24 protein-coding genes are annotated in these 22,662 nt (G+C 62.3%); 10 read left to right on the top strand and 14 right to left on the bottom strand.

Annotation, left to right across the window (positions count from 1 at the left end; translation table 11 throughout):
- From fliQ to fliF, 12 genes are all read right to left on the bottom strand, one after another.
- Window positions 1–270, bottom strand: coding sequence for a flagellar biosynthesis protein FliQ (gene fliQ, locus ACCAA_RS05960; RefSeq protein WP_186406304.1), 270 nt, complete (start codon window positions 268–270; stop codon window positions 1–3).
- Complete coding sequence (gene fliP, locus ACCAA_RS05955) at window positions 267–1,040, bottom strand: flagellar type III secretion system pore protein FliP (protein ID WP_186406303.1); 774 nt, start codon at window positions 1,038–1,040, stop codon at window positions 267–269. The genes fliQ and fliP overlap by 4 nt, the downstream gene beginning before the upstream one ends.
- The gene (fliO, locus tag ACCAA_RS05950; protein WP_186406302.1) at window positions 1,030–1,467 is read right to left on the bottom strand and encodes a flagellar biosynthetic protein FliO; all 438 of its coding nucleotides are present in this window, start codon (window positions 1,465–1,467) and stop codon (window positions 1,030–1,032) included. The genes fliP and fliO overlap by 11 nt, the downstream gene beginning before the upstream one ends.
- Before the next feature lie 4 nt (window positions 1,468–1,471).
- On the bottom strand, window positions 1,472–1,909 hold the full coding sequence (gene fliN / locus ACCAA_RS05945) for a flagellar motor switch protein FliN (RefSeq protein ID WP_186406301.1): 438 nt from the start codon (window positions 1,907–1,909) through the stop codon (window positions 1,472–1,474).
- The gene (gene fliM / locus ACCAA_RS05940) at window positions 1,902–2,906 is read right to left on the bottom strand and encodes a flagellar motor switch protein FliM (RefSeq protein WP_186406300.1); all 1,005 of its coding nucleotides are present in this window, start codon (window positions 2,904–2,906) and stop codon (window positions 1,902–1,904) included. The genes fliN and fliM overlap by 8 nt, the downstream gene beginning before the upstream one ends.
- A 16-nt stretch (window positions 2,907–2,922) precedes the next feature.
- A complete protein-coding gene (locus tag ACCAA_RS05935) occupies window positions 2,923–3,477 on the bottom strand; it encodes a flagellar basal body-associated FliL family protein (protein WP_186406299.1) in 555 nt (184 codons plus the stop codon).
- Between the two features lie 81 nt (window positions 3,478–3,558).
- Window positions 3,559–4,791 (bottom strand): flagellar hook-length control protein FliK, encoded by a 1,233-nt coding sequence (locus tag ACCAA_RS05930; RefSeq protein ID WP_186406298.1) that lies wholly within the window; start codon window positions 4,789–4,791, stop codon window positions 3,559–3,561.
- Window positions 4,792–4,862: 71 nt separating this feature from the next.
- Window positions 4,863–5,309 (bottom strand): flagellar export protein FliJ, encoded by a 447-nt coding sequence (gene fliJ / locus ACCAA_RS05925; RefSeq protein ID WP_186406297.1) that lies wholly within the window; start codon window positions 5,307–5,309, stop codon window positions 4,863–4,865.
- Window positions 5,310–5,360: 51 nt separating this feature from the next.
- On the bottom strand, window positions 5,361–6,773 hold the full coding sequence (fliI, locus tag ACCAA_RS05920) for a flagellar protein export ATPase FliI (RefSeq protein WP_186406296.1): 1,413 nt from the start codon (window positions 6,771–6,773) through the stop codon (window positions 5,361–5,363).
- 3 nt (window positions 6,774–6,776) lie between these two features.
- Window positions 6,777–7,499 (bottom strand): flagellar assembly protein FliH, encoded by a 723-nt coding sequence (locus ACCAA_RS05915; protein WP_186406295.1) that lies wholly within the window; start codon window positions 7,497–7,499, stop codon window positions 6,777–6,779.
- A 13-nt stretch (window positions 7,500–7,512) separates the two neighbouring features.
- Window positions 7,513–8,511, bottom strand: a complete 999-nt coding sequence (fliG, locus tag ACCAA_RS05910) for a flagellar motor switch protein FliG (protein WP_186406294.1) — start codon at window positions 8,509–8,511, stop codon at window positions 7,513–7,515.
- A complete protein-coding gene (gene fliF, locus ACCAA_RS05905) occupies window positions 8,501–10,237 on the bottom strand; it encodes a flagellar basal-body MS-ring/collar protein FliF (protein ID WP_186406293.1) in 1,737 nt (578 codons plus the stop codon). The genes fliG and fliF overlap by 11 nt, the downstream gene beginning before the upstream one ends.
- Before the next feature lie 125 nt (window positions 10,238–10,362).
- Here fliF and ACCAA_RS05900 point away from each other — a divergent pair, with 125 nt between their 5' ends.
- The 3 genes from ACCAA_RS05900 to fliE all read left to right on the top strand — a co-directional run bounded on the left by ACCAA_RS05900 (window position 10,363) and on the right by fliE (window position 13,346).
- Complete coding sequence (locus ACCAA_RS05900) at window positions 10,363–11,565, top strand: sensor histidine kinase (protein ID WP_186406292.1); 1,203 nt, start codon at window positions 10,363–10,365, stop codon at window positions 11,563–11,565.
- Between the two features lie 15 nt (window positions 11,566–11,580).
- Window positions 11,581–12,954, top strand: coding sequence for a sigma-54-dependent transcriptional regulator (locus ACCAA_RS05895; RefSeq protein WP_186406291.1), 1,374 nt, complete (start codon window positions 11,581–11,583; stop codon window positions 12,952–12,954).
- A gap of 68 nt (window positions 12,955–13,022) precedes the next feature.
- Window positions 13,023–13,346 (top strand): flagellar hook-basal body complex protein FliE, encoded by a 324-nt coding sequence (gene fliE, locus ACCAA_RS05890; protein WP_186406290.1) that lies wholly within the window; start codon window positions 13,023–13,025, stop codon window positions 13,344–13,346.
- A 1-nt stretch (window position 13,347) separates the two neighbouring features.
- Here the strand turns inward: fliE and ACCAA_RS05885 are convergent, their stop codons facing one another.
- Both ACCAA_RS05885 and ACCAA_RS05880 read right to left on the bottom strand, forming a co-directional pair.
- Entirely contained in the window at window positions 13,348–13,665 is a 318-nt protein-coding gene (locus ACCAA_RS05885) for a hypothetical protein (RefSeq protein ID WP_186406289.1), read from the bottom strand.
- A gap of 12 nt (window positions 13,666–13,677) precedes the next feature.
- Complete coding sequence (locus ACCAA_RS05880) at window positions 13,678–14,499, bottom strand: class I SAM-dependent methyltransferase (protein ID WP_186406288.1); 822 nt, start codon at window positions 14,497–14,499, stop codon at window positions 13,678–13,680.
- A 130-nt stretch (window positions 14,500–14,629) separates the two neighbouring features.
- On the opposite strand from ACCAA_RS05880, the gene ylqF reads away from it, so the two are divergent.
- The 7 genes from ylqF to ACCAA_RS05845 all read left to right on the top strand — a co-directional run bounded on the left by ylqF (window position 14,630) and on the right by ACCAA_RS05845 (window position 22,657).
- Window positions 14,630–15,514 (top strand): ribosome biogenesis GTPase YlqF, encoded by an 885-nt coding sequence (gene ylqF / locus ACCAA_RS05875; protein ID WP_186406287.1) that lies wholly within the window; start codon window positions 14,630–14,632, stop codon window positions 15,512–15,514.
- Window positions 15,507–16,424: an acyltransferase gene (locus tag ACCAA_RS05870; RefSeq protein WP_186406286.1), complete on the top strand. Its 918-nt coding sequence runs from the start codon at window positions 15,507–15,509 to the stop codon at window positions 16,422–16,424. Before ylqF ends, ACCAA_RS05870 begins: the two co-directional genes overlap by 8 nt.
- Before the next feature lie 8 nt (window positions 16,425–16,432).
- Window positions 16,433–19,147, top strand: a complete 2,715-nt coding sequence (locus ACCAA_RS05865) for a winged helix-turn-helix domain-containing protein (RefSeq protein WP_186406285.1) — start codon at window positions 16,433–16,435, stop codon at window positions 19,145–19,147.
- A 292-nt stretch (window positions 19,148–19,439) separates the two neighbouring features.
- Window positions 19,440–20,276 carry an AAA family ATPase gene (locus ACCAA_RS05860; RefSeq protein ID WP_342674032.1) on the top strand — a complete coding sequence of 279 codons (837 nt, stop codon included), beginning with the start codon at window positions 19,440–19,442 and terminating at the stop codon, window positions 20,274–20,276.
- Window positions 20,276–20,824, top strand: a complete 549-nt coding sequence (locus ACCAA_RS05855) for a hypothetical protein (RefSeq protein WP_186406284.1) — start codon at window positions 20,276–20,278, stop codon at window positions 20,822–20,824. Before ACCAA_RS05860 ends, ACCAA_RS05855 begins: the two co-directional genes overlap by 1 nt.
- 167 nt (window positions 20,825–20,991) lie before the next feature.
- Window positions 20,992–21,630 carry a DUF47 domain-containing protein gene (locus ACCAA_RS05850; RefSeq protein ID WP_186406283.1) on the top strand — a complete coding sequence of 213 codons (639 nt, stop codon included), beginning with the start codon at window positions 20,992–20,994 and terminating at the stop codon, window positions 21,628–21,630.
- A gap of 13 nt (window positions 21,631–21,643) precedes the next feature.
- Window positions 21,644–22,657, top strand: a complete 1,014-nt coding sequence (locus tag ACCAA_RS05845) for an inorganic phosphate transporter (protein ID WP_186406282.1) — start codon at window positions 21,644–21,646, stop codon at window positions 22,655–22,657.
- Window positions 22,658–22,662 lie beyond the last annotated feature (5 nt).

Below are 22,662 nucleotides of genomic sequence, written 5' to 3'. Positions count from 1 at the left end.
TCAACCGATCAACTGCGGGATGCTCTCGAACAGCCGCCGAACATAGTCGACCATCAACTGCAGCATCCACGGGCCGGCGACAAGAACCATCAGGAACATGCCCACCAGCTTGGGAATGAAGGCGAGCGTCTGCTCGTTGATCTGCGTCGCCGCCTGAAAGACGCTGACCACCAGACCGATGACCAGCGCAGTCACGAGCAGCGGTGCCGCGAGCAGCAAGGTCATCTCGACCGCTTGCCGCCCGATGTCCATGACCACTTCAGGCGTCATGTGGCGAAGCTGGCGACCAGTGAGCCGAGCAGCAAATGCCAGCCGTCGACGAGAACGAACAGCATCAGCTTGAGAGGCATGGCGACCATCACCGGCGACATCATCATCATGCCCATCGACATCAGTACGCTGGCTACGACCATGTCGACGATCAGGAAGGGGATGAAGATGATGAAGCCGATCTGAAAAGCCGTCTTCAGTTCGCTGGTCACGAAGGCCGGGATCAGCAGGCGCATGGGAATCTCATCGGCAGACTGGAACCTGGGCGCTTGCGTCATGCGCGCGAAGAGGGCGATATCGGCCTCGCGAGTCTGTTTGAGCATGAACTTGCGCAGCGGCACAGAGGCTCGTTCGATCGCCTGGACGTAGCCGATCTTGTTCTCCGCCAAGGGCAGATAGGCATCGGTGTACACAGCATCAAGAACCGGCGACATGATGAAGAAGGTCAGGAAAAGCGAGAGACCAAGGAGCACCTGATTCGGCGGCGAGGTTTGCGTGCCCAGTGCGTGTCGCAGCAGGGAGAGAACGATGATGATCCGCGTGAAGCTGGTCATCATCAGCAGCGCCGCGGGAATGAAGGTCAGCGCGGTGAGGGTCAACAGAGTCTGGATCGACAGCGTGTAGGTCTGGCTGCCGTCGGCGCCGGGTGTGCTGGTCAGCATCGGCAGAGGACCAGCCTGCGCCCAGGCAGTCATCGGCAAGACCACTCCAAGCAGTGCAAGCAGTCCAAGCCAGAGGCCTGGTCTGGATGAGTGCAGGTCAACCTTCATTCTTGCGCTCGGTGATCTGCTTCAGCCACTGGGCAAAAAGTCGGTCGCCATCGCCAGGCGTCTTGAGCTCGCCCTTGGGCAAGGTATGCAAGGTACGGATCTGCCCTGGAACCAGTCCAACGACCAGCCAGGTATCGCCGACCTCGACGAGAACGATGCGCTCGCGGGTGCCGATCATCAGTCCGCCAACGACGCGCAGCGGACCATTGCTGCCGAAGCCTCGACCCCCGTTGAGTTTGCGCAACAGGTAAGCGGCGAGAAAAAGAACACCGATGACCACTGCCAGACCGAGCGCTGTTTGCAGCATGGTTGCCGTGGAAATGCCCACTTGCTCTGCGGCAGCGGTTTGCGCAAAAACGCGGCTCGCAAACAGTGCGAACGGAACGACGCTCACACCGCTGGAAAGGTATGATTTAAATGAATGCATCACATCAATGTCCGAGATTGCGAGCCCGCTCGGCCGGTGTCACGATATCGGTCAGGCGAATGCCGAACTTGTCGTTGACCACCACCACCTCGCCCTGCGCGATCAGTGTGCCATTGACGAAAACACTCAGCGGCTCGCCAGCCATCGCGTCCAGTTCGACGACAGAGCCGTGCGCGAGTTGCAGCAGGTTCTTGATGGCGATCTTCGTGCGCCCGAGTTCGACTGCGATCTGGACGGGGATATCCAGGATCATGTCGAGTTCGTTCATCAGCGAGGGCTTGTTTCCCTGTTCGGTGAAGCTGGGGAAGATGTTGGCCGCCTGGGCATTGGCGCCCGGTGTGGCTTCGGCGATTGCCTGTTCGGCCATCGCCGCAGCCCAGTCATCGTCAAGGCCGTTGTCGTCGGCCGCCGGAAGTCCGAAGTCCTCGGTGTCTCTAGCCATTACGTTCTCCCAGAGGGGACTCCTGGTTTTCGGAAGCGATGAAGTGCTCGACCTTGAGCGCGTATTGCCCGCCCTGCTGCCCATAGCGGCATTCCATCAGCGGTACATTGTCTACCAAAGCGACGACTTTTTCGGGAATGTCGATGGCGATGATGTCGCCGACCTTCATCTTCAGAATCTGGCGCAGGGTCACCGTCGCCGTTGCCAGTCTGGCCGAGATCTCGACTTCGGCGTTCTTCAGTTGCTTGCGCAACATGATGATCCAGCGCCGGTCGCTTGACAGTTGATCACTCTGCATGGTGCTGAAAAGCAGGTCGCGAATCGGTTCGATCATCGAGTACGGAAAGCAGATGTGCAGGTCCGCGCTCGAACCGCCAAATTCGAGCGAAAAGGTCGTCGACACGACAATCTCGGAAGGTGTCGCAATGTTGGCGAACTGCGAATTCATCTCCGATCGCATGTACTCAAAAGTCAGGTCATACACCGGTTTCCACGAGCGCGAGTACTCGCTGAAAACGACACCCAGCAGCCCCCGGATGATTCTTTGTTCAGTCGCCGTGAAATCTCGGCCTTCCACTCGCGTGTGAAAGCGACCGTCGCCACCGAACATGTTATCGATGACCAGAAAAACCAGGCTGGGGTCGAAGACAAACAGTGCGGTGCCGCGCAAGGGCTTGGCGCCGACCAGATTGAGGTTGGTCGGTACGACCAGATTGCGGGTGAACTCGCTGTATTTTTGCACGCGTATCGTGCCAACCGAGATCTCGACGCTGCGATGCATGTAGTTGAAAAGGCCGATACGCAGGTAACGGGCAAAGCGTTCATTGACCAGTTCGAGCGTCGGCATTCGCCCACGTACAATCCGCTCCTGCGTTCCCAGATTGTACGGGCGAGGGCCGGTGTCAGCGCTTGCGGCGGCTTCCGGTTCATCGGCCTCGCCACTGACGCCCTTGAGCAGGGCGTCGACTTCATCCTGAGAGAGGAAATCGGCGCTCATTGTGGCTCATCGAAGCTCATTGAATGATGAACGAGGTGAACAGCACTTCCTTGACCGGCGAGTCACGCTTCTTCCCCTTGCCAGCGGGATCGAGAACGCCGTTGATCTGCTCCTTGATCTCCCGGGCGAGGAGTTCCTTGCCGTCCTTGCTCATCAACTCCGAAGCCTTCTTGCCCGACAGGAGCAAGGTGACGTCGTTGCGCAGCTTGGGGCTGTACAGCTTGAGTTGATCGCCCGTCTGTGGGTCGTCTACCTCTACCGAAAGAATCAGCTGCAGAAACTGGTCGCTGCCTTCCGGAACGAGATTGACGGTGAACGGATCAAGGGCCACATAGATCGGTGCCGCTTCCCGATCGGCCTTTTTCTTCTTGGCGGGTCTTGCCTTTTCAGGCGCGACTTCGCCGTCGTCCACCTCGTGCTCGGCAGCAGGCTTCAACAGCACGAAGGCGGTCACCCCACCTATGCCGAGCACGAGCACGACCGCAGCGACGATGATGATGAGCAGCTTCTTGCTGCTCTTCGATGGTACCGCTTCCGTGCCGGTAACCGGTGGCTTGGCATCCTTGACCATTCAGCACTGCTCTCCCTGGACGTTGCGGTGGTATCCAAATATGCGGCGGGCGCGACCTTCGATGGGGCCAGGCGGCAGCTGCTACGCGAAAATATCGATCATCGCGCTCCCGCGCTGCGTGGCGGAGGGCTCAGCCAGGAATCCGCCCGCCGAATCGATGCCAAGTATAGCCTTATCGGCCAACTGGCGGGGTGGGTATGACGGTTGCGGCTGACCGTTCGACTGCTGACCGAACGATTCGCTGCCGACGCTGACCTGGCCCAGTTCAATACCGGCACTGGCGAACATTTCGCGCAGTCGCGGCACAGCAGTTTCGATGGTGCTGCGCACCTCTGCGTTTGCCGAGGCAAAATGAGCATTGGCACTGCCCTTGCTCATGTCGAGAGTGACCTCTATCGACCCCAGATGTGGTGGGTTCAGCGTCAGCTGCGCCACTTGCTTATCGTTGCCGGCGAACCACAGCAGCTTGTGGCCAAAGTCACTCGCCCAGGAGGCGTCACGCAGGTGTGTCGGAATCTCGTGGCTGTCCGCAACGCCCTGCGGGACAGGAGGCTGCGGCGCAGCCAGCGTGGCCAGGTCGCTGGTCTCTGCCACTGGTGGCAGGCGCTTAGCTGTCGATGCCGGTTCGACGCGCTCGGATACCGCCGCGGCGAAGGCGGCAGCGGCAAGTTTTGCCGGCTGCTCGTCGACGCCCACTGCCGCAGCTGCCGACGAGCGCGTCTCGTCGATGGCCTGCGTCGTTACTGCCAAAGATCTCGTTGCGGTGGTGATCGATGGCGATGCCGACGAGCGTGTGTCGTCGACGGCCGGCGTCGTCACTCCCAGGGATCTCGCTGCGCTTGTGATTGATTCCGGTGCCGGCAAGGGGTCGCTGCGCCGCGGGTCTGCCAGCCTGCTCTCTACCTTCGGCGCAACAGTCAGGCCGAGTGCCGCCAGGAACGCTCCATCGGTGGCCGCTGGGCTGGCCTCGGCCAGGTCTTTCGGTAGCGGGTCGGCCGGCCTGATCACTGCGTCCTCGGCGGCTTCAGAACGGCGCGAGTGCAGCGAGGGAGTCAGACCGAGTGCCGCCAGGAACGCTCCATCGGTGGCCGCCGGGCCGGCCTCGGCCAGGTGTTTCTCGCCTTTCTCGCGGTCGGCGGACGCGTCGTCTCTAGGCGACGCTGGCGCCGTGCCGGCCGGCAGACCGAGCAGCAGTCTGGCAAAGGTCGCGTTCGTGCTGCCGTCGGCAGCCAATCGCCCCGTGCTGGCTTCGCTTTCGGCGGCTTTTGCCAGAGTGGTGGGCTTGACGAAACTTGAAATGATGGCAATGGTCATGATGGGTCCATTCTCGGCAGGAATGCCGTGCGTCTGGGAGTGACTGAAGCAATAATCGTGCTAACAGCCGGTCAAGCTTCGTGCTCATCGTCTTTGGGGCGTGCGGCAAGCTCGTCCTGAGCCTTCTGCTCCTGACGATGTTCAATGCGCGCTTCGCTGGTGCGGTGACGTTCGGAGAGAGCATCGAAGGCTTTCAACCGGGCTCGCTGCTGCTGCCACTCGGCCTGGCCGGCGGCGGTGCGTGTCTCCTGGATACGGATGGCCTGCAGTTGCAGGGTGACCGCCTCATCGAGACGGTTCAGGAACTCCTGATAGTTGCGCCATTCGGGTTGCCCGAGTCCATTTCGCGCTGCCTGCCCAAAACGCTCTGCGTATTCGTCGCGATACTGCTGCAGCATGGCGAGCTTCCTTTTCGCATCACCCTCCGCTGCAATCAGACGGGCAAGCCCTTGCGTCGCCTTGTCGGCACGGTCATGCATCAGTTCGAGCACGGTTTGCAGGGAGAAGGGGCTGGCCACGACAATGTCGGCAGGTTCGAGACGGTGGGATGGGCTCTAGCGCGCTAGGGGTCAGGCGGCAGCAAACAAGGCATGCAACTGCGCGACGCTGCTGGTGAAGTCCGCTCGCTCGGTGAGGTTTTGCTGCAAGAATGCCTCGAACCGAGGATAAATGGCGATCGCCTGGTCGAGGTGGGGGTCGGAACCGGCGGCATAAGCGCCGACAGTGATCAGATCGCGCGACCGCTGATAGCGCGAAAAGAGGCTCTTGAAGCGGCGAATGTGGTCGAGATGCGAAGGCTCGACCAGGTTGACCATCGCCCGCGAGATCGACTGCTCAATGTCGATGGCCGGATAGTGGCCAGCATCGGCCAGCGTCCGCGACAGCACAATGTGACCGTCAAGGATGGCTCGGGCGGCATCGGCGACGGGATCCTGTTGGTCGTCACCTTCTGCGAGCACAGTGTAGAAGGCAGTGATCGAACCGCCGCCATCGGAGCCATTGCCAGCGCGCTCGACCAGTTGTGGCAGACGTGCGAAAACCGAGGGTGGATAGCCGCGCGTGACCGGCGGCTCGCCGATGGCCAGAGCGATTTCGCGCTGCGCCATGGCGTAGCGCGTCAGAGAGTCCATGATCAGCAGCACATGTCGGCCGCGATCGCGGAAGAATTCGGCAATGCACGTCGCATAGGCCGCCCCTTGCAGCCGCATCAGGGGGCTGACGTCAGCCGGTGCAGCGACGACAACCGAGCGGCGAAGGCCTTCCTGGCCAAGAATCTGCTCGATGAACTCCTTGACTTCGCGGCCCCGCTCACCAATCAGGCCGACGACAATGACTTCCGCCTCCGTGTAGCGGGCCATCATGCCGAGCAGCACGCTTTTGCCGACACCTGATCCGGCAAAAAGCCCCATGCGCTGCCCGCGGCCGACGCAGAGCAGTCCATTGATGGCCCGGACCCCGACATCGAGCGTCTGGTCGATCGCTGCTCTGGACATCGGGTTCACCGGCCGGCTCTGCAGCGGGCGAAGCGACCCTGCGTGCAGCGGCCCGAGCCTGTCGAGCGGGCGGCCTGCGCCGTCCAGGATGCGGCCAAGGAGCGATTCGCCGACCGGCACCAGCTTGGCGCGGTCGATCGAGCGTCGGCGGGCGGGTGGCGGCTGGCCGATCCGCGGTGGCTGGTTGCGGGTTTCGAGGGCCACGACCCGGGCGCCCGGCGACAGCCCATAGACATCCTCCGAGGGCATCAGGAAAAGCCGCTCGCCGTTGAAACCGACCACTTCGGCTTCGATTGGCGATCCGCCAAGCGGCATGATCCGGCACGAACTGCCCAGGGGCAACTTGAGCCCGCAAGCCTCCATGACCAGGCCGTTGATGCGCGTCAGGTGGCCGCTCGGGAGCAGCGAATTGACTTGGCTGGCGGCCTGTCGGCAGCCGTCGAGAAAGTCACGCCAGCCGGCGATGTGCTTGTCAAAACCGTCACTCATCACTCATCGCGCCATCGCTTTGCTGTCCCGGTCGGCAGCGTTGAGCCATTCGTCGCTGACGCCGATGGCCTCGATGACACGTCGCCAGCGCGTCTCGACGGTCGCGTCGACTTCGCTGTCGCCCAGTTCAACGCGACAACCACCCGCCGTCAGCGTCGCGTCTTCGACGATCCGCCAGTGGTGGTGCGAGAGCTGATCGCCAAGATGGCTGCGCACCAGCGTGGCATCGTCAGGGTGTACAAACAGTAGCGGCTGGCCGTGATGGGTATGCAGCGTGGTGACCGCTTCCCTGACCACCGGCAGGAGCAAATCCGGCTGCACGCGCAGGCTCTGGCGCAAGACCTGGTTGGCAATCTCAATGGCCAGAGCCAGCAACTGATCGGCGACACCTTGATCGATACCGCCCAGCGCCTCCTGCAGGTGGTTCATCAAGGTAGTGATTTTCGCCACCTCTGCCTGCGCTGCAAGGCTGCCTTCCTGATAGCCATCGGCATAGCCCGACGCATGTGCCTCGCGATGCATGCGCTCGATCGCTTCAGCGGTTGGCAAGGCAAGCAGCGGTTCCTGTGGCTGACTTTCGGGTTCGATGGACGCCTCGACGGGAGGTCTCTCGGGCGGCGGTTCGGCCGGCGGCGGAGCCGCCGTCGTCCGTTCCTGCTCGTCGAAGGCGGCGACTTCCCAGCGTTGGTAGGCGGTCAGTTTCTCCTTTGGAATCCAGTGGGTCATGACCATTCCGCGTTCAGATCATTTCCTCGCCACCCGCACCACCAAGCACGATCTGGCCTTCGTCGGCCAGGCGGCGGACGATCTTGAGGATTTCCTTCTGCTCGTTCTCGACCTCCGAGAGGCGTACCGGGCCGCGGGAATCGAGATCTTCGCGCAGCATTTCCGAGGCGCGCTGCGACATGTTCTTGAAGATCTTCTCGCGCAGGGTTTCGTTGGCTCCCTTCATGGCCAGGATCAGCGACTCGGACTGAATCTCGCGCAGCAGCAACTGGATGGCACGATCATCGAGGTCGAGAAGGTTCTCGAAGACGAACATCTCGTCGAGAATCTTCTGCGCCAGGTCGGGGTCATATTCGCGGATCGAATCCAGAATCGCGGTCTCGTTGGCCGTGCCCATGAAATTGAGGATTTCGGCGACCGCCCCGGCACCACCCTTGGCGGCCTGTTTCATGCTCGCCGAACCCGAGAGGAGCCGCAGCATGACGTCGTTCAACTCCTTCAAGGCTTCCGGCTGAATCCCTTCGAGCGTCGCGATGCGCAGGACCACATCGTTACGCAGGCGTTCAGTGAACTGGTTTAGTATGTCCCCGGCGTGATCGTGTTCGAGGTGCACGAGTATCGTGGCGATGATCTGCGGATGCTCGTTCTTGATCAGATCGGCGACGGTGGGCGCATCCATCCACTTGAGGCCTTCAATTCCATTGGTCTCGCCAGGCTGCAGAATGCGCGAAATGAGGTTCGACGCCTTGTCGTCACCGAGAGCCTTGGTGAGCACCGAGCGGACGTAGGCGTCCGTATCCACGTGCACCGCAGCGGATTCGTCGGCGGTCTTCTTGAAGTCGCTAAGCACCTCTTCGACGCGCGCGCGCGGTACCGATTTCAGCGCCGCCATGGCGTGGCCAAGCTTCTGCACCTCCTTTGGGCCGAGGTGCTTGAGGACCTCGGCGGCGTAGTCTTCGCCAAGAGCGATCAGCAGGATGGCGCTCTTCTCGACGCTCTCGTCAGCTGCCATTGACTCCCATCCATTCCTTGATGATGTTGGCCACGATTTGCGGATCCTGCTGCGCCAGGGCTCGCGCTTCGGCGATGCTCTTCTCAAGCAGCTCGGCGCCGGTCGGAACATGTTCGTGAGCTTCCGCTTCTTCTTCGTCACCGGCGACGACGTCGATCTGGCCGCCGACGGCGCTCTCGGCTACTGCGGGGCGTTCGAACATGGTCTTGAGCAGCGGGCGAACGACGCCGAGGAGTAGATAGGCGATGATGCCGGCAATGGCGCCATACTTGAGCAGATCCTTGACCAGTGAAACCGCTTCCGGGTCTCGCCACGGCGGTAGTGCTTCGTCCTTTTCGATCACCGCAAATGGCGCGTTGGCGACTGAAATGGTGTCGCCGCGATCCTTGTTGAAGCCCATGGCCTCCTTGACGAGGTCGCTGATCTGCTTCAGCTCGGCGTCGGGCAGCGCCTTGGTGATCGATTTGCCGTCCTTGGCAATTTCTCTGCGCTGATTGACGACCACGGCTGCGGACAGGCGCTTGATTGTCCCGACCGATTGCTTGACGTGCCGGATGGTCTTGTCGATCTCGTAGTTGATCGTCGAGTTCTTGCTGGTGTTGAGTGGTTGGCCGACGCTGGCGATCGGCGCCTGGACACCGGCCGCGTTGATCTGCCCTGGCAGCGGTGGAGCCGCAGTGGCCCTCCCGCCAGCACCAGGGACGGGGGGTTGGGTCAGCGGAGCGGTTGCCGGGACCGGCGGCTGATTGCTGAGTGCGCCGGGAATTCCCTGCGCCGACGGACTGGTGCTGGCCGTTTCGCTGGTCTGCTGGCTGCGAATGCTGATCTCGGGTGGCGTCGTATTGGGTCGATGCGTTTCGGCCGTCTGTTCGCTCTGCGAGAAATCGATGTCGGCAGCGATCTGCACGCGGGAATTGCCGACGCCGACGATCGGCGCGAGGATGTCTTCAATGCGCTTGATGACGCTGCCCTCGACTTCGTGGACGTACTTGACCTGCGTCGGATCGAGGCCCGCCTCCAGCAGCTTGCTCTTCATCTGTGAGAGCAGCGCACCGCTCTGGTCGAGCAGGGTGACGCTGGCGGAGGCGAGTTGCGGCACGCTGGCGGCGACCAGGTTCTGGATACCGGCGATCTGCGCGCTATCGAGTGAACGTCCGGGGTATAGGTTGACCAGGACCGACGCTGATGGCCTGAGCTCTTCGCGCATGAAAACACTCGGCTTCGGAATTGCCAGGTGTACCCGCGCCGCCTGAACGGCCGCAATCGACTGGATGGTGCGCGCAAGTTCCCCTTCCAGACCGCGCTGATAATTGACCTGTTCGGCAAACTGGCTAATGCCGAACTTCTGGCTTTCCATCAACTCGAAGCCGACTGCACCGCCTCTGGGCAGTCCCTGCGCGGCGAGGCGCAAGCGTACATCATGAACCCTGCTGTCCGGAACGAGGATCGCGCTACCCGAGTCGTTGAACTTGAACGGAATGTTCATCTGTTCCAGCGAGGCGATGATCGCGCCCCCGTCGCGCTCGCCGATGTTCGAGAAAAGGACGCGAAACTCGCTTTGCCTGAGCAATGTGCCGGCCGCTACGAGCAAGGCGATGACGGCGGCGATCGAGACCATTAGAAGCACTTTCTGCTGGTTGGTCAAACGCGCCAGCGCCGCGCGCGCGCGATCGAGCGGGTTGCCCGTATCGACGGTCTCTGTGGTTTCGATTGCTGCTGTCGCCATGCTCGTGAGGGGGGTAAAGGCGTGTGAAATACGTGATAAACCGGCAATAAAGCAAGCAGAAAGCGAAAAAACGCTGATAATTGCGGAGCTATTGTAGCGGTTAATTGCACCGGACTTGCCATCGGATGAACGAAGTCGCACAAATACCCGGCCCTGAACTGAAGGCGCAGGAGCTCCAGCGCGCTTTCGACGTCTTCAACCAGGTCTCTTTGGCCCTGACCCAGTCCTACCAGGGTCTGCAGGGCCGCGTTGAGTCCTTGACCGCTGAGCTGGCGGTCGCCAATGGCGAGCTACGCCGGCAATATGAGGCCAAAGAGGCGCTTTCCGAACGCCTGTCGCTGTTGCTCAACGCACTGCCGGCCGGCGTAGTGGTGCTTGACAGCGCGGCCTGCGTCAGTGAGGCCAACCCGGCAGCCCGCCGGATATTCGGAGAGGCGATCATCGGTGCACGTTGGCCGACGCTGGTACAGGCAAGCCTGGTGGCGACCGAGATGCCGGACGAATGGCAGATCGCTTCGCAGATCGACTTGCCGCTAGATTCGCGGCGCCTGACGATTGCCGAAAGCCCGTTGGATTCATCCGGCGGACGAATTCTACTGATCCACGATGTGACGGCAGCGCACATCCTCAAGGCGGAACTTGAACGTAATCGGCGTTTGGCGGCGATGGGCGAGCTGGCCGCTTCGTTGGCCCACCAGTTGCGGACCCCGCTGGCAACGGCTTTGCTCTATAGCGCCAATCTCTGTCAGCCCGAGCTTGCCGATGCGGCGCGCATTCGCTTTGCCGGCAAGGCTACCGCGCAACTCAAACGGCTCGAACGCCTGATCCAGGAGGTGCTGCTCTTTGCGCGCGGCGAAAGCGTTGGCCGCGACAGGATTCCGGTCAGGCAATTGCTGGCCGACGCCACGCAGATCGTTGAGCCGTTGTTCACCGAGCGGAAGGTGGCTTTCCGGGTGATCTGCACGACAGACAGCGCGGTGCTGACCGGTAGCCGAAAAGCTCTGGCCGGCGCGCTGGTCAATCTGCTCGAGAATGCGCTGCAGGCCTGCGCCGCGGGTGGCAAAGTGACACTGACGGCGAGTGCGGTCGACGGACAGTTGTGCATCGGCGTCGTCGACACCGGTTGCGGAATCGCTCCAGAGATACAGGTGCGCGTCTTCGAGCCTTTCTTCACAACGCGCGGCCAGGGGACCGGGCTCGGTCTGGCGATTGCGCTGGGTGTCGCTCGTGCCCATGGGGGTACCATAGAGGTCAGTTCGGCAGCGGGAGAGGGTTCGGAGTTCGCGATCATGCTGCCCATCAAGACGACGGTGGATCTGGAAAACTGAGGGAACGCGGAGCGCATGGCACAAGGATTTGGATTGCCCATACTGGTGGTTGAAGACGACGCAGCTTTGCGCGAAGCGGTCTGCGATACCCTCGAACTGGCGGGGCAGGCGGTCGTCGCCGCTGCCGGCGGCGACGAGGCGCTGCAGTTGCTCGCCAGGCAGGCGGTCTCGCTGGTGGTCAGTGATGTACGGATGGTGCCGATCGACGGCATCGCCTTGCTGAAGGAGGTCCGCACTCGCTTTCCGCACCTTCCGGTGGTCCTGATGACCGCCTTCGCCGACGTCGACCGGGCCGTGGAAGCGATGCGGGCAGGCGCGTGCGACTTTCTCCTCAAGCCCTTCGAACCGAAGGCGCTGCTCGAGCATGTCCAGCGTTATCGTCTGCCGGCCGTGCTCGATGACGATGGAGTGATCGCCAGCGATCCGCTCAGTCGCCACCTCTTTGCGCTGGCTGCGCGTGTGGCGCAGAGCGATACCACGGTCCTGCTGACCGGCGAGAGTGGCGTCGGCAAGGAGGTCGTGGCGCGTTTTATCCACCAGCACTCGGCGCGGCGCAAGGGCCCGTTCGTGGCCATCAACTGCGCGGCGATTCCGGACACCCTGCTCGAAACCACGCTCTTTGGCCATGAAAAGGGCGCTTTCAGTGGTGCTCAGCAGGCGCAGGCGGGGAAGTTCGAACAGGCGCAGCACGGTACGCTGTTGCTCGACGAAGTCACCGAAATGCAGCTCGGTCTGCAGGCCAAGCTGCTGCGCGTGCTACAGGAGCGCGAAGTCGAGCGGGTTGGCGGCAAGAGGCCAATAGCCCTCGATATTCGAATCGTCGCCACGTCCAATCGAGACATGGCGGACGCGGTGGCCAAGGGTCTCTTTCGCGAGGATCTGTTCTATCGGCTCAATGTTTTTCCCCTCTTGATCCCGGCTCTGCGCCAGCGGGGCGAGGATATCATCCCTCTGGCGCGCCATTTGCTGGCCGAGCATGGCGGACGCGCGGCGCGGCCGGGGCTGCGCCTGTCGGCGGCTGCCGAGGCGGCCCTGCAGTCGCACGCCTGGCCAGGCAACGTCCGCGAGCTGGAAAACGTCATGCAGCGGGCGGTCATCCTTGCTGCCGGCGATGTCGTCGAAGTGGATGCCTTGCATCTGGCGGCGATACGCGTCGATCCGGCCGCCGGGCAGTCGCCGGCAGCCACGGTGCCGGCAGCGACGACGGTTCTGCCGGCCGAGACCCAGAAAGGCGACAAGATGCGGGAAGTGGAGCGCGAGCATATCCTTGATACGCTGGCCTCTGCCGGCGGCTCACGAAAGCTGGCGGGTGAGCGCCTCGGCATGCCCGAGAGAACGCTGCGTTACAAGTTGCGACAGTACCGCCTGGACGGTTTTCTGAAAGGTTGATGCTCCGCTAGAAGGGTGGTCAGGCGCATTTCTTGCTTTGATAGAGCGGGTGGCGTTGGGAGAAATGAATGGAAACCAAGGGTATTGACCAGATGTTGAGCATGTTGCGAGCCACCTCGGCCGCGGCGGGTGGTCGTCTGGCCGACGTGCAGGGCGTTCCTGTGGCCGGCACCGACTTCGCGCAGGTATTGCAGAATTCGATTGCCCAGGTCAGTCAGACGCAGCAGCAGGCAGAAGTGATGGCGGCAGATTTTGCCGCCGGCAATAGTACCGAGAACCTGCACGAGGTGATGATTGCCTTGCAGAAGGCCAATATCTCTTTTCAGGAGATGGTCCAGGTGCGCAACAAGCTCGTCTCGGCTTATCACGATGTGATGAACATGCAGGTCTAGTTCAAGCCATGCGCGCGGCGGTCCACGACATGCCGCCGGACACCGCCAGCACGGATATGATCAGCAGCGCGACGCAGATCGTGTAGTACGTCCTTGGATGGCTAACGCGGTCGGCGATCGCCAGGACGTGCAGGGCGCCCCAGGCCACGGCCAGCCCGGTGACCAGCGGAACGGCGAGTACCTGTAGTTCGACGCTGTTGAGCGACAGCATGCGGCTCTCGCGCCAGGGTACGGCGAGAAACATGCCGAAGGTCCAGAACAGCGCGTTACTACCCGCGGCGCAGAGCGCGGCGACGACGCGGGTGATCCATTGTTCCATTGAGTTTCCTCGTCAATAGATGAAACGATCGCGCAACTCGTCGAGATCGAGCAGATCCAGGATCTGTGCGAGGCGAGCGCCGGCGTTGCTGCGCGCGACGCCGCTGTGCCTGGCGATGATCAGCTCGTTTTTCAGCGAGTGCTCCCAGCCGACGAGTTCGGTGACCGTCAGTTGGTAGCCGTGTGCTTCGAGTTGCAGGCAGCGTAGGGCATTGGTCACCTGGCTACCGAATTCGCGGGTGTGGAGGGGGTGACGCCAGAGTTCCGACAGCGGCGTCTTGGCCAAGGATGCGTTTTTCTTGCTGCGCAGCAGCGTGGCGACTTCAGCCTGGCAGCAGGGGACGAGAACGATGAACTGGGCCTGCTTGTCGAGCGCAAAGCGGATCGCGTCGTCAGTCGCGGTGTCGCAGGCATGCAGCGCGGTCACCATGTCGATCCGCTCGGGCAAGGCCGGTGAGGCTATCGCCTGCGCGACGCGCAGGTCGAGGAAGGACATGCGCGCGAAACCGAGTCGGTTGGCCAGTCGGCGCGATCCATCGACGAGTTCCGCGCGCGCTTCGACGCCGTAGATGTGGCCGGTCTCTCTGGCTTTGAAGAACAGGTCGTAGAGGATGAAACCCAGGTACGATTTGCCGGCACCATGATCGGCCAGCGACAGGCAGTTGTCCTTGCTGGCGAGTTCGGCGAGCAGCGGCTCGATGAAGTGAACCAGGTGATAGACCTGCTTGAGTTTGCGCCGGCTGTCCTGGTTGAGCTTGCCGTCGCGCGTCAGGATGTGCAGTTCCTTGAGCAGTTCGATCGACTGCCCGGGCCTGATTTCGGGGATCACCGACAAGCTTTTTCCTGACATGGGTGAGGAGAGATCGGCATTCTAGCGCTTTGCCGACCGTTGCGGCCGCTGCCAACGGAGCAGGGGAGCGGAACTGGTGGGATAATGATGGATCTTCAAGCTATTCGGACTGCGCATGGCCATTCAGTGGTATCCCGGTCACATGACTTCGGCGCGCAAAAAGGCGGCCGAGACGATGGCGTCGATCGACGTGGTCATCGAGGTGGTTGATGCGCGCCTGCCGGCAGCAAGCACCAATCCGATGGTGCACGAACTGCGCTTGCACCGGCAGCGTCCGTGTATCAAAGTGCTCAACAAGGCCGATCTGGCCGATCCGCTGGTGACGCAGGCGTGGATCGCGGATTACAACCGGCAGGACGGGGTGCGCGCCGTGGCGCTGTCGTGCAAGAAGCCCGGCGAACTGGCGCGTCTGCCCAGCCTCTGCCAGAGCCTGGCGCCGCATCGCAAGGACAATACGAAGCCCTTGCGGATGATGATCATGGGTATCCCGAACGTCGGCAAATCGACGCTGATGAATGTCCTGCTCAGGCGCAGGATGGCCAAGGTCGGCGACGAGCCGGCGGTGACCAAGTCGCAGCAGACGCTGCAACTCGATATCCGTCATTGGCTGACCGATACGCCCGGCTTGCTGTGGCCGAAAATCGAATACCCGAGTGATGGCCTGATGCTGGCGGCCAGCAATGCCGTCGGTCGGAATGCGATGATCGACCTCGATGTGGCGATCTTTCTCGCCGGCGTGTTGCTGGCGCGTTATCCGCAATTGCTCGCCAGTCGCTACGGTTGCCCGGTCGAGGAGCCGGCGGGTGTCGATGCAGTGAGCGTCATCGAGGCCATCGCCGGACGTCGCGGCCTGCGCATGCGCGGCGGCGAAGCCGACCTCGAAAAGGCGGCCAAGGCGCTACTGCAGGATTATCGCAACGGCGTGCTCGGCCGCATCAGTCTCGAGACGCCGGCGACGCGCCGCGTCATGCTGGCCGCGGAACTGGCGGAGCATGCTTAGTTTCCTGCCGGCACCGCTGATCGGCCTGATCGCTGGGTGCCTGCTTGGGATCAACTCGCTGTTCTGGGTGCCGATCCTGGTGCTGGTGGCGATCGCCAAGCTGATCCTGCCGTTCAAGGCCGTTCGCCTGCGCCTGGACCCGCTTCTGGTCTCCATCGCCGAGGCCTGGATTGCTTGCAACAGCGCCTGGATGGCACTGACGCAGAAAGTGTCCTGGGATGTCCAGGGGATCCACGGTCTCGATCCGCGCGGCTGGTACCTGGTGAACTGCAACCATCAGAGCTGGGCCGACATTCTGGTGCTGCAGCACCTGTTCACGCGGCGTATTCCCTTGCTCAAGTTTTTCCTCAAGCAGCAACTGGTCTGGGTACCGGTCATGGGACTGGCCTGGTGGGCGCTCGATTTCCCCTTCATGCGCCGGCACAGCGAAGAAGTTCTCAACAAGCATCCGAAATTGCGCAGCAAGGACCGCGAGACAACTCGCCGGGCGTGCGAGAAGTTTTCGCTGATCCCGACCAGCGTCATGAATTTCTGCGAGGGCACACGCTTCACTCAGGTGAAGCATCAGCGGCAACGGTCGCCGTATAGGCACCTGCTGAAGCCGAAAGCGGGCGGTATCGCGCTGGCCTTGAATGTGATGGGCGACCGGTTTCACGCTGTTCTCGATGTCACCATCGTCTATCCCGACGGAGCTCCCGATTTCTGGCAGTTCTTGAGCGGCCGGATGAAGCGGGCGCGCGTGCGGGTGCAGACCCTGCCGGTGCCGACAGACCTGGCGACCGGCGACTACGCCAACGACCCGGCGGTACGCGAAGCATTTCAGCAGTGGATGCAGCAAATCTGGCAGGACAAGGATGAGCAGATCGCCAGGCTGCTGTCCTGTCCTGCCGACGCCAGGCGGGTCAGATAGAGATGCCATTGGTCCACATCACGTGCAGCAAGCTGCACTGTCCCCGGATCGTCCATGACTTCGTCGTCCGCAGCGAGTTGCTGGCCCGGCTGGAAGCGGGCAGTGAACTACCCTTGACCTTGCTCTCGGCACCGGCCGGCTATGGCAAGACTTCCCTGGTTGCCGACTGGCTCGGCCGCCGCGACGGTTCGTCCGTCTGGCTCTCGCTAGACAGTGAAGACAGCGATCCGCTGGTCCTTCTCGGCTACTTGGTGGCCGCCGTGCGGAGCGCGTTTGTCGACGCTTGTGGCGAGACTCTGGACCACCTCAATTCCGGGCAGCGGTTGCCGTTGCCGGTTCTCGCCAGCAGCCTGAGCAACGATCTGGACGCGTTGTCTGCGCCCCTTGTCGTCGTCCTCGACGACTTTCATCGCCTCCACTCGTCAGGAGCACACGCCTTGCTCGATCGCTTGCTGGCGCGCCCGTCGAGCGCTCTTCATCTGGTGATCATCACGCGCCAGGAGCCCCGCTTGTCTCTCGGGGCGCTACGCGTGCATGGGATGATGAGCGACATTCGTACGCGGGACCTCCAGTTTTCAGCGCTGGAAAGCGCCACCCTGATCGAGCGCTGCGCCGGACGCGCCGTCCCGGGAGCGGCACTGGCCAGCCTGCAGAACGCCACCGACGGATGGCCGGTTGCTGTTCGCCTGGCGGGTTTGGCGCTGCGCCAGGGACGCGCCGTCGACGCGTCAGGGGAGTGTGACGAGAACGATTACGGGCGCTGCATCAGCGGTCAAATGCCGCCTTTGCAGCCCTATTTCGTCGAGGAGGTGCTCTCCCAGCAGCCCGCAGTCGTGCGTGATTGCCTGCTCAGGACATCGGTCGTCGACCGCTTCTGTGCCCCCTTGTGCGACGCCTTGCTCGGCAAAGGGACGGCGGCGGGCGGTGAAGAATTTGGCGGCCAGGCTTTCATGCACCTGGTGGTCAGCGGGGCAGTGCTCGCCAGCGCCGTTGACGATCGGCTCGAGTGGCATCGCTACCACCGCCTTTTCGGAGAGTTTCTGCAGCGGGAACTACGGATGCACCATGCCGCGGCCGAGATCGCCGAGCTGCATCAACGGGCAGCCGCCTGGCTGGAGACGCAGGGTCTGCTGGAGGAAGCGATCCCGCAGATGCTCGCCGGCGCCGGCGTAGCGGCGGCGACGGAGCTGCTGGCCCGCCATCACAACCTGCTCATCAACCGCGAGCAACGACAGCGCCTCGACCGTTGCCTGCGCCTGTTGCCGCTTGACGCCGTCGAGGACGATCCCCAACTGCTGCTGCTCAAGGCCTGGCTGATGCATCACCAGGGCCGCCACCGCGAGACGCCTGCCGTTCTCGACCGTATCGAGGCCTTGCTCGATAGCCATGACCCCGCTCCCGACACGCTGCGCTCGGATTGGCTGCACGGCAATGTTCTCGCGCTGCGCAGCCTGCAACACTATCTGGAGGGGTGCGCCGACCTGGCCCTGGCGTGTGCCGAGCAAGCCCTGCAACGATTGGCGACCGACTGCGTGCAGGCGCGCGTCACGGCACAGGCGGTTCTGGCTGGAGCGCGGCAGCTCAGCGGCGACCTGGGCGGCGCGCGTCAGAGCATCCATGATGCCCTGGTCCGGGCATCGGGTCCGATTGATATCTGTCAGGCAAGCTTGGTGGTCGCGCTGTGTTTTATCGACTGGATGGCTGCCGACCTGTCGGCGCTCCAGTGGACCGCCAATCTCAAGCACCCGCTGAGTGATGCCAGCTTCGGCAGTCAAATCAACTCGGCGCTGGGGCGCTACTTTCTTGGCCTGGTGCAGTATCAGCGGAATGAACTCGCGCCGGCGGAGGCTACGCTGCTGCCGGCAATTGCCGCCCAGCAGGCGCCGCAGCTTGGCTACCGGACTGAAATCTCGTTCGCCCTGGCTGCCGTCTACCAGGCGCTCGGCCAGGCGGAGCGGGCGCGCGAGATCGTCGATGCGGTCTGCGAGCGTCTTGTACAAAACAAGAATTCTCCGGCACTGTTTCGCGCTCGGGCCTGTCAGGCAGACCTCGCGCTGCGTCAGGGCCGGATCAACGACGCGCTGGACTGGGCGCGGAGCTTTGATCCGGGCCCAGTTCAGTTCGACTACCGCTTCTTCAGCGCTCCCCACCTGACGCTGATCCGGGTGTGGATGGCCGAGGGAACGGTCGATAGCCGCGAGCAGGCCGGTCGCCTGCTGCAACTGCTGGCGGCAAGGCTTTCGGCCAGGCATAACCTCAGGTTCCTGATCGAAGTGCTGGCCTTGCAGGCCTTGCTGCACCATGCCCAGGGCGAGGAGGCGGCAGCCACCGACCTGCTCGGTCGTGCACTGGCAGTCGCGCAGCCGGGGGGCTTCATTCGCCTGTTTGTCGATCTGGGGCAGGAACTCGCGCCGCTGCTCAAGCGCCTGGAAGCCGACAAGGGGCAGGCGCGCTACGTTGCCCAGATTCTTTCGGCGTTCAAAGACGACTGGCTGGTGAGCGCCGGTCGTCAACGGGTGGGCACCGACCTGACGCGGCGGGAGCTGAAAATTCTCAAACTGCTCGCGGCCCGGCTGAGTAACGTTGAAATCTCGGAGGAACTGTGTATTTCTCGGGCGACCGTCAAGCGGCATACGCAGAACATCTACCGCAAGCTGCGCGCCTCGAGTCGCCACGACGCGGTATTCAGGGCCAGAACGCTCAACCTGCTCGCCGACGGCTGATTTTCCTCGGTCGCAACGCTTCCTGGAGTCGCGTTCAGGCCACCCGCTGGCGCTTCGCTTACGATGAAAGTCGCGTCCCCCCCAACCCCTCTCCCGCATTGCGGGAGAGGGGTTGGGGGGGAGATGGGGAATTCACGGAGCATGCTCCGTGCCCATCGAGCGATTCCGGCGTGCAAGCCGGAATGCGCCCTGCAAGGGAGGGAAACGGTCATGATTTTGATGATCGGGCGCGTCTTGAAAGTCATCACCGTTTGGGCATTCTGACGATATGGTTTTTAGGCAATCACTAGGTGTGGCGCCCGTTTTCCTTGACTTAAGTCAGGCGCTGGGCGATTCGGCAAAAAATGGCCCATTTCATGGCCCTTTTCCGGGCCATTTCAGGCTTGTCGCTCTTCCGCATGCTGGCATAATTGAAAGTTATGCAGACTCTTCACATCAACAAATTCCTTATGAAACGGGTGCCATGTCAATGTCGCTAGGCCGGGTGATCGCTGTCGTCTCGCAAAAGGGTGGCGCCGGCAAGACCACCGTCGCGATGCAACTGGGGGGCGGTTTTCACGCTATCGGTGCCTCGGTGCTGCTGGTTGATCTCGACCCGCAGGAAAGCGCTTTTCGCTGGGCGGAGTCGGCTCCCTTGCTCGATTCCGATCTGCAACTCGATGTCCGCAAGATGTCGGGCCTGGAACTGATCAAGCACGTTACTGAGTTGCAGACCGAAGCGGATTACGTCGTTCTCGACACTCCACCGTCGATCTACCACCCGTCTACGCTGGCTGCGCTGGCCGTGGCGCATCTGGCGATCATCCCTGCGGTGCCGAGCCCGACCGACCTGTGGTCGACGCTCGCCGTCGAACGACTGATCCTCAATCGCATGGAACAAAGCCATCGCCTGCACGGCTGCATTCTCCCCAACCGCGTGCAGAACACCGCGCTGGCCGTCGATGTGCTTGACTTGTTACATGAATTTACGTTGCCCATACTCGATGTGATGCTTTCCCAGCGTAACGCTTATGCGCAGAGTGCGGTCATCGGCGCATCAGTCTTTCAGCTCGGCAGCGCCGCCATAGCCGCACAGCAAGAAGTTCGCAAGCTGATTGCTGCCGTTCTTGAACAACTGGGAGAATCCTGATGACCACAACCACACCCGCCAACACCAACAAGACCGCTCTGCGGGCCAGCCTGAAGAAGGAAGACGAGTCGCTCGCCCAGCGTCTGTTGGCCACCGACATTCCGCTTGTCGCCGCACCGGAGGACCAAGCTCCGGCCGCCGCGCCGGCGAGCCAGCCCGGTGCTGAGCAGGCACGGCCGCGCCCGGCTGCCGCTGCACCGACTCGCAAGGTGGGCGCCAGCCCGGTTGCCGAGGTGGCGCCGACCCCTACTACTACGAATGCGCCCGCCAAGGCCGGGAAGAAGGTCACAGCGGCAAGGGCAGGCGCCGTGAGATCTGCCGATCCCGTCGCTGCGCCGGTGGCTGCTGCACAAGCGCAGCCGACCCGGCGGCAAGCTGTCGTCGAAGCTCAGCCGGTTGGGGCGCAGAAGCCGGCCAAGGCGCAGGCGAAGTCCTCGCGAGTGACCGCAAGAGATGCGGTTGGCAAGAAATCTGCCAAGGCGGAGCCGGTAAAGAAAATCGACAAGGCGGCCAAACAGAAGGGCGACAAACGCAAGAAGAAGGGCTGATCGGTACGAAACCGCACGGCTCGTCGTCGTCGAGGCGGCGGGCCTTTGCCTTCGGGGTGTGGTGTTGCGGGCTGAAATCCAGGAGCCGTTCAAGACGTGCCGACAATTGACCGGCAGAGATTTTTTACGTGAGCTGTTCGCAAGAACAGATAACCAAGGGAGGTCGTATGTTTAGTAGTTTGATGCCGCAACGCAAGGAATTCTTTGAACTTCTCGCCGCGCACTCGGAGCAGGTGGTGGCCGGGGCCAACGCAACCTTGCGTCTGATTAATGGGCTGGGCGATGGCAGTGCCGACGTTTCCGCGCTGGTCGCGGAAGTCAATCAACATGAGCAGAATGGCGATCAGATCAAGGCCAAGGTGATCGGGCGCTTGCACCAGTCGTTCACCACGCCGATCAACCGCGATCAGATCCACGCGCTGATCACCGATCTCGACACGACGCTCAATATGCTGCAGAGCGTGGCCAATGCGCTGGGAATGTACAGCATCACACAGTCGACGGTGGAGGCGCGCGAAATGGCGTCCTTGAGCGCCGACGCGTGCCTGCGCCTCAACCGTGCGGTGGCTGCTCTGGGCGACAAGGCTCGCGGTGCGGAAACGCTCAATCTGTGCAAGGAGATCGAGGCCATCGAGTCGAAAGCCGACAAAGTGCAGCACAAGGCGATCACCGCTTTGTTCGCGGACGGCGCCAACATCTGGCAGACGATGAAGATGAGGGAGTTCTACTCTCTTCAGGAAGCGGTCCTCGACTCTTGCCAGGAAGCGGCCAAGATGATCGAAGAGATCCTGATCGAAAATTCCTGAGAGGCTGCGGAAAATGGAAGGCCTAAATATGAGCATCTGGACGCTGGCGTTGCTGATCGCAATCGCGCTGGCGTTCGACTTCATGAACGGGTTTCATGATGGCGCGAACTCGATTTCGACGATCGTCGCGACCGGTGCCCTGACCCCGAAACAGGCGGTGTTGTTTGCCGCGTTCTTCAACTTTGCCGCACTGTGGGTGTTCCAGCTCAAGGTGGCGGCGACGATCGGCAAGGGAACGGTTGACCCGACCTTCGTCGATTATTACGTGATTTTCGGGGCGCTGGTGGGGGCGCTGGCCTGGAACATCATTACGTGGTACTACGGTATTCCGTCGTCGTCGTCGCACGCGCTGGTCGGTGGCCTGGTCGGAGCGACCGTGGCCAAGGCCGGTTCGGGGGCGCCGATCGTCTGGGATGGTTTCGGCAAGATCCTCGCTTTCATCATCATCTCGCCGCTGGTCGGGGTGATCATTGGCGGCTTGCTGATGGTGCTGGTGGCCTGGATCTTCCGAGGCACCTCGCCGTATAAGGCCGGGAAGTTTTTCAAGGGGGCGCAGTTGTTCGCCGCCGGTGCCTACAGCCTGGCACACGGCGGGAATGATGCGCAAAAAACGATCGGCATCATCTGGCTGCTGATGATCACTGCCGGGGTGGCAACCAAGGACGTCGCGACGCTGCCGAACTGGGTGATTTATGCGTGCTATTTCGCGATCTCCTGGGGAACGTATCTCGGTGGCTGGCGAATCGTCAAGACCATGGGCACCAAGATCACCAAGCTCAATGCGGTCAGTGGTTCGTGCGCTTCGATGGGCGGGGCGATCACCTTGGCGCTGGCGACGTTTGGCGGCATTCCGGTGTCGACGACGCATACCATCACCGGTGCGATCATCGGAGTCGGTGCGGCCACCGATGTCAAGGCGGTGCGCTGGGCCATCACCGCCAACCTGATGGTTGCCTGGGTGCTGACGATTCCGGCCGCGGGCCTGATCGCCGCGATCTTCTGGTATATCGGGACCAAAGTCATGTAGGTAGC

It is taken from the genome of Candidatus Accumulibacter aalborgensis, from assembly GCF_900089955.1.
Lineage (GTDB): Bacteria > Pseudomonadota > Gammaproteobacteria > Burkholderiales > Rhodocyclaceae > Accumulibacter > Accumulibacter aalborgensis.
This window is presented reverse-complemented; position numbering and strand designations above follow the sequence as displayed.